The sequence below is a fragment of the Ktedonobacter racemifer DSM 44963 genome (genome assembly GCF_000178855.1).
Classification (GTDB): Bacteria; Chloroflexota; Ktedonobacteria; order Ktedonobacterales; family Ktedonobacteraceae; genus Ktedonobacter; species Ktedonobacter racemifer.
Map to the genome: position 1 here is coordinate 2,399,162 of NZ_ADVG01000004.1, position 12,126 is coordinate 2,411,287.

The window sequence follows — 12,126 nt, forward strand, 5'->3', positions numbered from 1 at the left end:
GCTCTCAATTTGCTCCAGGCGGCTTACTCATACCATGGGGCAGCTATTGCCGCGCCTTCGCGCGCACCGGGCGTATACGCGACAACTGCGATTTCACGCTCGCTGAGACGAACGACCCATACGTCGTCGGAGAGCGCGCGCAGTTTCTCTGCACGCAACGCTGGCACGCATTCAGGGGAGTGCCCATAGAACTCACATGCCGCCTGGATGACCTCCATCGGAGGTTGTGTCATTTGACGTCGAAAGAGAGCAAGTAGGCTCATGATGTTTCCTTTCGCTTGTAAACAAGAGAAGGTGACACCAAGGAACGTCCTTGATCGCTGAGCCACAATGATCTCTTAACTTGATGTTCCTGGCCTGACGGTTAAGCCTGAACTTGATACTTCCTTCCCCGCTCCCAACCGGTTCTTTCCGGATTTGCTCTCTTTTTTTATCTTATGAGGCAGTACGTGGATGCGAGTTTGAGGGACCAAGCCTCAATCACAGTGGAGGCTCTATATTTCTCCACTCATTCTATTCAACGAACACGCCAGGGTCGAGGTCACACACTAAGTGTATATTGCACACTTTTAACAGTCTTTTAACAGAATATGCCGACACTCTAAGCGGCCTCCCCAACGTCTGGGTATCGGCCTGCGGGCCTCGCGGTCAATGCTTGCATTGACCCTACGCTCTTTTTTCAAAAGGCATGCAGATGGAGGGTTCGTTCGCGGGGACCATCTAGCTCCACCAGAATTACGCTTTGCCAGGTACCGAGCATCAGCCGATGATCTGAGAAAGGGACCACGAGATCGGGGCCAAGAATCGACGAGAGCAGGTGATCGGGAGTATGATGTGGGTCGTGTGGATGACGATACGAGAGATGGGGGAGCATATGGCGTAGAGCATCGAGCAGGTCCAGGTCCGTTCCCGGGTCCAGATCAGCCGTGGTCAACGCGCAGGTCGTATGGGCGACAAAGATGGAGCAGAGTCCATCCTCAGGGCCTTCCTGGCGCAGATAGTGTTCAACAGTGTCAGTAATATCAATTACCTGGTCTTTCTTCTGAGTTCGTACGCTAATGGTCTTCATCCTATGCCTCCAGGAGATGATTACGTGTTATAGTTAGTCATAGCACGCCCATCCCAGGAGAAAGGTTTTAAAGGGTGCATGGTTGGTCTATTTTACAGGCTCCGCCCGTAAAATAGACCAACCATGCACCCAAAAATTATTATGAGCAAAATGGAAAATACGACAAGGGAGTGACAAAGATGGAGCATTGGATTTGTGTGACCTGTGGCACACAGTATCCTCAGAGTGAGCAGCCGCCTAGCGCGTGCCCAATATGTCTCGACCAGCGGCAATATGTTGGGCACGCGCTAGGCGGCTGCCTGCTAGGAACCCTGATGTTACTTGGATGTACCCTCTTAAGGAGGGGCAGATCAAGACTATCAGTGACCATCTGGAGTGCATAATGCGTTCAGGGCATCGTCGGGTGGGCTTGTCACTTTTTTCTCATTGTGATCGAGTTTATCCGGCTGGTATTTTCTGAGTAGCATTTTTCTCGGCAGGAAGAAATTTGCCAACTTTCTCAGTAGAAAGTTGTGAAGTTTTCAACAGCTAAAAACACGTTCACTCATTCAACTGTTGGTAAATAAGGCGAAGAGCGGTCAGGTTTTGAGGTCACGAGTGGTCAATCAGCGCGAAGAGTGATCGCTGTACATTTGTCCCTGGGAAAAGCGCTCTCCATCTGGCATGTTTCTCTTTTACCATAGCTTGGCAGATGCACCACTTAGGAGATATCATGAACAATAGAACAAAAATTGCCCTCCTTTTTCTAGGCAACCTTCTCCTTCTGATTGGCTTTTTCTTTTTACCCTTGTACATTGTTCCTTTTAATAATCACGGGAATCTTTTAAAAGGCCCCTCTGCGTGGAATCTCATGACCTTTCCCTTCGTCACTCAACCCAGCCCTAAACTCGGAGCATTCCTTGTGACTATTCCTTTTTGGCTCCTTGCTGCTCTTATTATTTTTGAGTTAGGAGGAGAAATTTGGAAATTGTGGCGTCGTCAAAGGATTTCTCCTAATCGATTGTACAACAATATCGGCCAAATAGGCCTTCTCTGGATGGGAATCATTTTCATCCTTTTATGTCTTGATTATGCTCAATTAGGGTGGTGGCGTAGCATCTTGATCAATGTAAGTGGGCTTGGATTCTGGTCTTGCATCATCGGTTTTTTGCTTATTGGGGTGACAAGATTACCGCTGCGTGGCATGCAGCGTGTATCTACGCGCGGTCGCGTGTAGACTTTGGCATTACGCAGATCTGGCTCACTCTCGGTGATGCCGCTTGCTTGATTCAGTTTCATTTACAACATGCCGATGGAAGGTGTGACCCGTTTAGCCGAAACCGCATCAATACGGGGGATGGCTAACAGAGAATAACATCTGATAACTGATCTATTGGTGGAAGGTGCAATCCCTTCCCTGGCGTGTAGGCGTCAGAAAGCTGCATCCCCGTGGTAGCGACTGGACCTCAATCCACGAAGCGGGATGTGAGACAAAAGAAAACCGCCAGTCCGAGGCGGTAGAAGTCTGAAGCGTGCTGTCATGATGAAATGTTCTCCAACCGGAGAATGAATTGAAGGTATGACTGACCCATCGTAAGCATGTACAAGCTTAGACGGACTAAGTGGCTTGACCAAATGGTATCTGCGTGAACCTTTGAGTTCTTTACGTTCAAAGGAAAAGTGAGGCTCCTCTTCCATGAGCCCCATCCTACCGAAATACGCACGGTGGATAGTACCCATCTACAACAGCCCAACGACAATGGATCGGAACGGGGGAACCCCGTCATAGCTCTTGCCCGTGGTCGATCGGATAAGTAGGAATCCATCCAATGCTTGACGGAGAACGATGGTCTAAAAAGCAAATGCCTGGGGAAAAGCCCCAGGATAGGCTAACGTAGACCCTGCTGTATGGAGGATAGAGAGTGAGTAGAAGAACAGATAGGAATACGCCGCCTCATCAAGAAATTGACGAAGCGAGCGGGACTTGGAAGAACCTGCCCTGGAAGAAACTAGAGCAGCACGTCTTCCGTCTTCAGAAGCGCATCTATCGAGCCAGTCAGCGTGGCGAAACGAGAAAAGTAGAGAAGTTGCAAAAGTTGCTGATGAAATCGGAAGCCGCACGACTCCTTGCGGTACGACGGGTGACACAAGACAATCAGGGGAAGAAAACAGCGGGCATTGACGGGATAAAATCTATCAATCCCAAACAAAGACTTCTCATGGCTCAAGCCATTCACCCGAAAAACCAACACCGTCAAAAAGCCAAACCGGTACGCCGCATCTGGATACCCAAACCAGGGAAGAAAGACGAACGCAGGCCGCTAGGTATTCCCATCCTGGTCGAGAGGGCACAGCAAACTCTGGTAAAACTGGCCCTAGAACCGGCTTGGGAAGCGGTGTTTGAGGAAAACAGCTACGGTTTCCGACCAGGGCGCTCATGTCACGATGCCATAGGAGCAATCTTTAACGGTATCCGATTCAAATCCAAATTTGTGCTGGACGCCGATATCAAAGGTTGTTTCGACAACATCGACCAAAAAGCGTTACTCCAAAAGCTCAAAACATATCCGCAGCTTCGGCACCTCATGAGAGGATGGCTGAAGGCAGGAGTACTAGAAGGGGTGGACTTCACCTCAACGGAAACAGGAACGCCGCAGGGCGGCCCACTGTCGCCGCTACTAGCTAATATCGCTTTGCACGGCATAGAAAAAGCGGCAGCAAATGTCTGTTCGAAGCAGAAAGGGCAACCAATCTTCATTCGATATGCAGATGATTTCGTCATTTTACACGCCGACAAAGAAATATTAGAGAGAGCAACAAAAGCAGTAATGGAACACTTAAAAGGCATGGGACTCTGGTTGAGCCCGAAGAAAACAAGAGTCACCCATACGTTAACTTCATATGAGGGGAACGTAGGTTTTGACTTTTTAGGCTTCTCCGTACGTCAATTTCCAATGGGAAAAACCCATACCGGAAAAAACACGCAAGGAAAACCCCTTGGGTTCAAAACCTTCATCACCCCGAGTAGAGAAGCCATCAAACGTCACACTCTCCAAATGAAACTGCTGATACGAAAACGAAAATCTGCCCCTCAAAAGGCGGTCATTAGCGCGATCAACCCCGTCATCCGAGGCTGGGCGAATTACTACAAGTGGGTAGTGTGCAGCAAGGCATTTCATGCCTGCGACCACAACACCTTTCGCCAACTCGCCCGATGGGAACAAGCAAGGCATTTAGGGAAGAGCAAAAGATGGGTCAAAGACAAATACAGCATTCCCATTGACGGATCCCAACGGTTCGGCACCTACATCCGAGATAAAGATGGGAACCCCAAAGCTGTATACGTCCGATATCATACAGAAACGCATAGCCAAGACTACGCAAAAGTCAGAGGATCGGCGAGTCCGTATGATGGGAATCACATCTACTGGTCACAGCGACTCAAGCAACACCCGCTTATGAAAAGCGAAAGAGCAAAACTCCTCGCCCTTCAAAAAGGACAATGTCCCAGATGCGGACTCTACTTTCGAGATGGCGATGTCCTAGAAACGGATCATATCACCCCAACCGCACTTGGTGGAAAAGATGATATCAGCAACAAATGGGTTTACCATCGCCACTGCCATGATGAGAAAACCGCCGAGGATGTAGCGAGAATCGCGCAACACAAGGCGGCTGGTGTCAATCACAGTTGACCATACACTGAGGAGCCGTGTGCGGGGAAATTCGCATGCACGGTTCTGGATTGGCGGTGGCGGGAGTGATCCCGCTGCCGACCATACGAAGCTAGATAGGAAGCGCTTTTTCAAACGACAATGATTGTGTTGACCACTCTTCGCGCTGATTGACCACTCGTGACCTCAAAACCTGACCGTTCTTCGCCTTATTTACCAACTGTTCCGCTCATATTTCGAGAGGTCCTCGTTGATTCCAACTAGCCGGAAAACTTGTCCTCCTGGAGCTTGAAAGTAGAGGTGCGGATCCGGCACTTCGAGTACCTTGACGCCAAAGGCGACAATTTTCTGTCTCATTTCTTCGACGTCGTCGGCCTTCAGCTCCAGAAAGATCGCCTTCAAAAAGTCGTCATCACTTAGGGCGTCCTCCGCGGCGTAGGTCACTCCCTTATCGACCTCCCGCCCGTCACGCCCGCTCCCGTAGAGAAACGCGATGTAGAAGCCGTCTCCCATTCGAAAGTCGTCCTTGTCGTCGAACTCCCTCGTGATTTTGCAGCCCAAGACATCACAATAAAATTTACGAATTCTGTCCCGTTCTGTCCGCAGAACTCGTACCGCCGAATGGTTTCCAAAAATTGCCTTTGCCATGATCACTCCTTATCTAGTGTAATGTATCTATTATGACTTTACAATATTGTGCATGATTCTGCCTCTGCGCGATGTTGCGTGTGGCCAAGCACTACTGCGAGTGCCACTCTCCCTTGCCACTATCTAACTGTGGATGCGAAGGACTACTCGTCCTGAGGGGAGCTCGCCTCGGCATGAGGTTCTTTCTCCTGCACTGATGGAGTGCTCGGTTCCTCAAGCAGATAGCTCCGCAGGGCCGCCAGACGCTGATCCCATTGTGCTTCAATGGCCCCAATCCAGGTCGTGACGGTCGAGAGCGCCTCTGGTCGTGGCACATACCGCCGCTCCCGACCCATCTCGTGGACCGTCACGAGACCTGCCTGCTCTAAGGTCACCAGATGCTTGGTGATCGCTTGACGCGTGATGGGCAAACGGGTGGCAAAGCTCGCGGCTGTCCCTGAGCCTTCTTCGCACAATTGTTGAAGCAACAGACGACGCGTGGGATCAGCCAGAGCCAGAAAGACCCTCTGCGCGTGTGAATCGATCATTACCGGCTTCTCCTCTCCTGTGGGCGACATGCCCTCTGCATTACCCCCAACCGTGCCCACCCCCGGACCAGGACCGCGACAGCAGCTATACGGCTTCCACCTGGCTCTGCAGGTAGGCGTGCAACGCGGAAAGGCACGCTTGCCAGCCCCGCTGGTTGTCCTGGTAGGCTTCCCCTGCTGGAATAGGCTGGGGCAGGGATGCAAAACCCGACTCGACCAGCGTCAATTGGGTCCCTTCGGCCAGGTCTTCCAGGGTAATTTCCACCAGCGTATTGGGGGCTGCGGCAAACGTGACCTTGGGGTGACCAATAGCATAGGAAATAGCATAGGAAGGCCAGCGAAAGGCAAAACGATGCGGCTCCTCAATCACCTCGATCCGGCCCGTGTAAGGGCAAGGTTCATTTTTCCAGGTAAAATGGATAGCGCCGCCCACGCGAAAATCCATGTCACTCACCACTCCAAACCAGTGGGCAAGCTGTTCTGGTTTCGTGATGGCCTCCCAGACACGTTGGCGCGGGGCGGGCAAGACCATGGTTCGTTCGATACGATCAGAAAGAGTCATTGGATCTCCTCTCCAGTGAAGCAAGATGCTCTTGTGTGTTGCTCTATAGGCAACTCTCAGGTTGCCTATAGAGAATATACCAGAAAAAATCACAATAAGCAATCCTAAAGTTGCGTGTTTTGCACATGGGGTCAGACGCACACAAATAGGAGAAGCAGTGGGCGTGGACCGTTGGATGCGGCTCTCTTCTGCCATGGGGTCACGAGATTATCCGGGGCAAAACGCACGTTAAGCCATGAAACCTCTTCCCTGGCGCCGTCTCTTATGAAGCAAAAAGTAAGAATGGCACGCTTGCGGTGTCTCATAAATGGTTCTCAGCCTGTTGAAAAAGGCTTCCAAATACCTCATCAGGAGAAGAGAAAGCCCTCTTGACTTGCCCCGTGCCTTGCCCTATACCATGCATAGTTTGAAGCAATGAGCAAAAGCTGACGTTGAATGGCCTATTGGAAGGGAGTAGCAACGGCTAGGCGCTTTGGCCTACGAGGTGAGCGGTATGATGGGAACGAAAGAGCGCGCATTTGCACGGCTGGTCAATGTATCTCGTGAGAAACTGGTGCCAGCAGACCATTTTTATCGGCAGGTGGAGCGAACCCTCGACCTGTCCTTTGTCCGCGAATGTGTGCAGCCAATGTATGCAAGTGGAGGGCGGCCCTCAATTGACCCTGTTGTGTTCTTCAAGTTACAACTGGTCATGTTCTTTGAGGGTATTCGATCCGAACGCCAACTCATTCGTCAGGCTGCTGATCGTCTCAGCGTTCGCTGGTACCTGGGCTACGATTTGGATGAGCCTTTACCTGATCATTCCAGCTTGAGTAAGATCCGTACTCGCTATGGCCTTGATGTTTTTCGCTGGTTTTTCGACGCGATCGTGCAACAGTGTCAACAGGCAAAGTTGGTGTGGGGGAAGGAACTTTATCTTGATTCCACCCAGGTCAATGCGAATGCGGATCTGGATTCCCTTACACCTCGCTTTGCTGTTGAGGCGCGAGAAGCCATCCAGCGCCATTTGACCGCTCTTTTTGCGCAGGAAAATCAAGGGGACGAGGAAGAGGGAGGAGAGAGCATGGACGCTCCCATGTCAGAAGGTTCTTCAAACACGGGGACCTGCCTTCAGCCTACGTCCCTGCCAGTCGCCCTCTCTCAACAAGAGCAAGAAGAGCTTGAGACCGAGCGCTCAATGCGGCACGACTGGATCGTTGAAGAGGGTCGGCAGCAGAGGGAAATCCATGGGCTCTACCAGCGTTCTGCCGACTTCCAGATCAGTACGACTGATCCCGATGCCACTCCAATGCGCCTCAAGAACGGCGGTCTTCATTTGGGCTATCATACCCATTATGTCGTCGATGGAGGCAAACGTCGCATTATCCTAGTACTCTGTCATCCTTGATTTGATGAGCTGAAAAAGATGGAGTATCCTTGAAGGACAAACGAAACAGATCCATTCAAGGAGGCTCCATGAAGAAGTATAGCGTCCAGTTAGATGCCCAGCAACGCCAGATGCTCGAAAGCCTGCTGACAGGAGGGAAGGCAACAGCGCGCAGTCAGACACACGCGAGAATTTTACTGAAAGCCGATCAGGCAGAGGGAGGGCCAGGGTGGACAGATGAGCAGATCGCCGAAGCGCTCTCAGTCGGAAGGGCCACAGTAGAACGGGTGCGCAAACGCTTTGTTGAGGGAGGGCTGTTGGATGCTCTGGTGCGGCGTCCACAGCCGGAACGGCCCCAGAAGCGGAAAATGGATGGAGAACTGGAAGCACGCCTGGTCACGCTGGCCTGTAGCCAGACGGAAGGGGGACAAAAGCGTTGGACGATGCGGATGCTCGCCGAGAAGCTGGTGCAACTGGGGTACATTGATCAGATCAGCCACAATACCGTCTGGGTCACACTAAAAAAAATGAACTGAAACCGTGGCGAAAAAAGCCTTTCTGCATTCCGCCAGAAGCGAATGCGGAATGTGTGTATCACATGGAGGATGTGCTGGAAGTGTACCAGCGTCCCTATGATCCGCGGGTGCCGAAGATGTGTATGGATGAGGGAAGCAAACAAGTGCTGGCTCACACGCGCAAGCCGATCCCGATGGAAGCCGGCGAGCCAGAGCGCGTCGATGACGAATATGAACGCAAAGGAGTGTGTAGCGTGTTTCTCGCCATGGAGCCGGAAACGGGAGCGTGCCAGGTGCGCGTGAGCAAGCGGCGAACCAAAAAGGACTGGGCGCTGTTTCTGCGTGATGTGATTGACCTTCACTACCCCCATGCCGAAAAAATTGTGCTCGTGATGGACAATCTCAACACGCATACGCCTTCCTCGTTTTACGAGGTCTTTGAGCCCGCAGAAGCTCGACGGCTGACCGAAAAACTGGAGATCCATTACACGCCCAAGCATGGGAGTTGGCTGAATATGGCCGAGATCGAACTGTCCGTTCTCGCACGGCAATGCTTGTCCGATCGCTTTCCCAACATGCAGGCGCTTACTGCTCAGGTGGATGCTTGGCAGCAGGAGCGCAACCAGGCAAAAGTGACCATCAACTGGCGCTTTACCACGGCTGATGCGCGCATCAAGCTCAAGCGTCTTTACCCATCCATTGAAGCATGACAGAATACTAGAAGCCCTGGTGACCCCTGCGGAGGTGATGGATAACCAGCCGATGCTTGACTTGCTCTGGCACGTCCGCTTTCGTTGGCATGTGAGGCCTCGACAGATAACCGGCGATACCAAGTATGGGACCATCGAAAATATCAAGGCCATTGAAGATGCGGGAATGCGGGCCTACATCCCCTTACCAGACTGGGATCAGCAGAGGCCTCCTTACTTCGGCCCCTCCAAGTTCACCTATGATGCCGTGCATGATCGCTATGTCTGCCCCAACGGTCAACTGCTGCACCTCTCTCGGATGGAGTATAAAGCGGAGAAGGTGGAGTACCGCGCCGAGGCAGCCACTTGTAATGCTTGTCCACTCAAAGCTCAATGTACCCCCAGTAATCACGGTCGGCAGGTCCACCGCTCTTTCCATGCGAACTACCTCGAACGAGTCAGGGGCTACCAGCAGACCCTGGCCTATCAGAAAGCCCTGAAGAAGCGGAAGGTATGGGTCGAACCCTTATTTGCCGAAGCCAAGGATTGGCATGGCATGCGACGCTTCCGCTTGCGACGCCTCTGGCGAGTCAACTGTGAGGCTCAGGTCATCGCAGCAGGACACAATCTCCAACAGTTGCTCAAAAAGCGAGGTTGGGGCCGACGTCCGTTCCCAACGGACGCCATCTGTGCCTCTTTTGGGCTCTTTTGGATGCTGTGCTCGCTCACTTTTGCAAGGAAAATCTCTTCTTTTGCCGATTGCCTCAGCTTTTTCAAGGATGAGGAAGTAAGATTTCCTCTTTGCTGATGAGCTTATCAAAGGCTTTTTCAACAGGCTGGGTTCTATTTCTGAGATTTGCTCGACGCTTGAGATCTCTCGCTCGACTTTGTATCGTTACGTCAGAGCCAACCCCGCAAGCCTCGGACGAGTGAGCTGAAGAGAGGATGATCCCCAGATCAAGCGAGCTATTACCTCTCAGGTATTACCTCAGATAATTGTCGAAATTACCTCACGGAATTTTCATATTTACAACCAATGGACTTGAGCAAACCGCTTCACATCCCGGAGTATCAGCAGAGAAGAGTGGAAATAACGACGAGATCTCCACCCCTTTGACGCGTCGCCGATCTCTCGCCATCCACGAATAAACCGATTTCCGGAGATTAAGCATCACCACACGAAGAAGCATTAGATGACAAATCTATGACAAAACAGGGGAGGAATGTTCATGTTCCTGTCACCTCCAAGCGCTATATTCATGCCAGAGGCTGATTGACTCTAGAGAGGATTAATCGATGAAACGGAGCAACGGTGTGAATTTTGTCTAGCACTCGGTTCCCACCAGGGGGGAGATCTGAAGATCAACGACGAGAGTGCTGCTATGCTCAGCCCGTTCACAATCACGAGCACCTTTCATCTCTACCACACTCTTCACTCCAGTAGGAACCTGACAGGTGCCCTGTAGTGGGAGGACGGACGATCCCTGATGAGCGTAGATTCGGTGAGCATTAATCTATCTTATCAAACGTTTTTTCAATCTCCAATTCAGAGATGAGATTTTTCATGCAGAATACATCATATGATTCGCGGCAACTCAAGTACAGTTGGGCGAACCGCTGGCTGGCGCTGGCTGGCGTGGTGGGTCCCATCCTTGCAGTGATAGTGTCCACGTTGGCGGGTTTTCTGCGTTCAGGATATTCCCCCGCCAGCCAAGCGATCAGCGCGCTGGGCGTTGGTGCCAACGCCTGGATCGTGAAGGCGACCGCCATCGCCTTTGGAGCACTGCAAATCGCCTTCGCCTTCGGCTTTTTTCTGGGAATGCGCCAGATCATCAAGAGGGGGTGGCGCATAGCCTGCCTCGCCCTGCTCAGTATTACCGGCATAGGAACGCTCAGCGCTGGCATCTTTCCATCGGCTCCAGAAACAGTGACACTGCACTGGCTGCTCGGCGACATACTTCCGGATATCTCGTCCGTGGCGTTGTATATCATTGCTGGTTGCGTATGGCTGCGCGTGCGTGATTGGCGTGGCTATGGTTGGTACTCGCTGCTGACGGTGGTAGGAACGGTGGCATTCAACCTGCTCTTATTCGTCTTCCTTGCCCCACGCTCGCCCCTGGCGAGCGCCCAAATTGGGGGAGTGCTGGAACGTATCGCCGTGATCACAAGCTGGGCCTGGTACGTGGTGATTGGATGGCGCCTGTTTGTCTGGATGGGATCATCCCGTAGGGTCGTATCGCGTGTGGGGACGGTAGGGCAAGGGGAAAGGAAATGAGAGCGGAACGGAGAAACAGATTGCTCTGGTCATGGCCTGAGGGAACGAACCAGCTTGTTGAAAAAGTCCTCTACGGCTAAGCACACCTCACAATAACCCTGCCTTCTCTGCTTAAATTTTTCCGGGGCGAACATTTGAGCATATGGATCTCGAACTCGTTGAAGAGATTGGGCGTGCCGCCGGTTTTACACGCCCGTCGTCCCCTCGCAACTACGCTTCTGTCTATGCTGAGCGCGATGGCGCAGGTGCTGGGCTTCACGGTGAGGTCCGGAAATCGGTTTATTCGTGGATGGCGAGAGATCGTCGACGCGTCAAAGGGGTGGAGATCTCGTCGTTATTTCCACTCTTCTCTGCTGATACTCCGGGATGTGAAGCGGTTTGCTCAAGTCCATTGGTACCAGTGCTCACATTGGAGGGCAAGTGCTTACGTTGGAGGGCCAAACCTGCTCACTTGGGAGGACATTTACCAACTCGTTAACCATGTTGATCGGAGTGGCTGTATCAGGCATGTTGGCAATAGTGTTGGCACACAGCTCTTGCAACATGGCCTGGCCCCAGAATAAGATCTCGCGCTTGTCAACGAAGTAGCGGAAGAAGGTGCGCTCGGTGAGGCCGGCCCGTTCAGTGATCTGCACACCGTCGTCTGCTCAAACCCGCGTTCTCGCTACAGGTCCAGTGTTGCCTGCTCAAGTCGGCCCCTGGCATTAGGTTCCCATCGACTCATAATCTCAACTAGCCCTCCTGACAATATCACTGATCCGTAGCATACTCGCTCAAAAATGCTTGACAAAAACCCAAGTAAAAGGAATACCATCCCCAGGT

13 protein-coding genes are annotated in these 12,126 nt (G+C 52.0%); 7 read left to right on the top strand and 6 right to left on the bottom strand.

Annotated elements, in window-relative coordinates; translation table 11 throughout:
• Window positions 1–23 precede the first annotated feature (23 nt).
• Window positions 24–263 (bottom strand): hypothetical protein, encoded by a 240-nt coding sequence (locus KRAC_RS52315; protein WP_007921187.1) that lies wholly within the window; start codon window positions 261–263, stop codon window positions 24–26.
• A gap of 416 nt (window positions 264–679) precedes the next feature.
• Window positions 680–1,069, bottom strand: a complete 390-nt coding sequence (locus KRAC_RS52320) for a secondary thiamine-phosphate synthase enzyme YjbQ (protein WP_007921188.1) — start codon at window positions 1,067–1,069, stop codon at window positions 680–682.
• Window positions 1,070–1,781: 712 nt separating this feature from the next.
• Here KRAC_RS52320 and KRAC_RS52325 point away from each other — a divergent pair.
• On the top strand, window positions 1,782–2,285 hold the full coding sequence (locus KRAC_RS52325; RefSeq protein ID WP_007921190.1) for a hypothetical protein: 504 nt from the start codon (window positions 1,782–1,784) through the stop codon (window positions 2,283–2,285).
• 685 nt (window positions 2,286–2,970) lie between these two features.
• Entirely contained in the window at window positions 2,971–4,743 is a 1,773-nt protein-coding gene (ltrA, locus tag KRAC_RS52330; RefSeq protein WP_007915906.1) for a group II intron reverse transcriptase/maturase, read from the top strand.
• 192 nt (window positions 4,744–4,935) lie between these two features.
• Here the strand turns inward: ltrA and KRAC_RS52335 are convergent, their stop codons facing one another.
• The 3 genes from KRAC_RS52335 to KRAC_RS52345 form a co-directional block, all read right to left on the bottom strand.
• Window positions 4,936–5,370 (bottom strand): VOC family protein, encoded by a 435-nt coding sequence (locus KRAC_RS52335; RefSeq protein WP_007921191.1) that lies wholly within the window; start codon window positions 5,368–5,370, stop codon window positions 4,936–4,938.
• A gap of 143 nt (window positions 5,371–5,513) precedes the next feature.
• Entirely contained in the window at window positions 5,514–5,897 is a 384-nt protein-coding gene (locus KRAC_RS52340; protein ID WP_007921192.1) for an ArsR/SmtB family transcription factor, read from the bottom strand.
• Between the two features lie 85 nt (window positions 5,898–5,982).
• Window positions 5,983–6,459: an SRPBCC family protein gene (locus KRAC_RS52345; RefSeq protein WP_007921194.1), complete on the bottom strand. Its 477-nt coding sequence runs from the start codon at window positions 6,457–6,459 to the stop codon at window positions 5,983–5,985.
• A gap of 493 nt (window positions 6,460–6,952) precedes the next feature.
• Here KRAC_RS52345 and KRAC_RS64310 point away from each other — a divergent pair, with 493 nt between their 5' ends.
• The 5 genes from KRAC_RS64310 to KRAC_RS52370 all read left to right on the top strand — a co-directional run bounded on the left by KRAC_RS64310 (window position 6,953) and on the right by KRAC_RS52370 (window position 11,304).
• Window positions 6,953–7,846, top strand: coding sequence for a transposase (locus KRAC_RS64310; protein WP_052569304.1), 894 nt, complete (start codon window positions 6,953–6,955; stop codon window positions 7,844–7,846).
• Window positions 7,847–7,914: 68 nt separating this feature from the next.
• Window positions 7,915–9,050 (top strand): IS630 family transposase gene (locus KRAC_RS73090; protein ID WP_157507867.1). Its coding sequence is split into 2 segments (ribosomal slippage): window positions 7,915–8,344 and window positions 8,344–9,050, totalling 1,137 coding nucleotides; the frame shifts between segments, so codons are not numbered across the junction.
• The gene (locus KRAC_RS52365; protein WP_274532199.1) at window positions 9,004–9,837 is read left to right on the top strand and encodes a transposase; all 834 of its coding nucleotides are present in this window, start codon (window positions 9,004–9,006) and stop codon (window positions 9,835–9,837) included. Before KRAC_RS73090 ends, KRAC_RS52365 begins: the two co-directional genes overlap by 47 nt.
• 37 nt (window positions 9,838–9,874) lie before the next feature.
• Window positions 9,875–9,967, top strand: a complete 93-nt coding sequence (locus tag KRAC_RS80465; RefSeq protein WP_420795882.1) for a hypothetical protein — start codon at window positions 9,875–9,877, stop codon at window positions 9,965–9,967.
• A gap of 626 nt (window positions 9,968–10,593) precedes the next feature.
• Window positions 10,594–11,304 carry a DUF998 domain-containing protein gene (locus KRAC_RS52370; RefSeq protein ID WP_007921196.1) on the top strand — a complete coding sequence of 237 codons (711 nt, stop codon included), beginning with the start codon at window positions 10,594–10,596 and terminating at the stop codon, window positions 11,302–11,304.
• A 404-nt stretch (window positions 11,305–11,708) separates the two neighbouring features.
• Here the strand turns inward: KRAC_RS52370 and KRAC_RS80765 are convergent, their stop codons facing one another.
• A complete protein-coding gene (locus KRAC_RS80765) occupies window positions 11,709–11,939 on the bottom strand; it encodes a TetR/AcrR family transcriptional regulator (protein WP_052569305.1) in 231 nt (76 codons plus the stop codon).
• Window positions 11,940–12,126 lie beyond the last annotated feature (187 nt).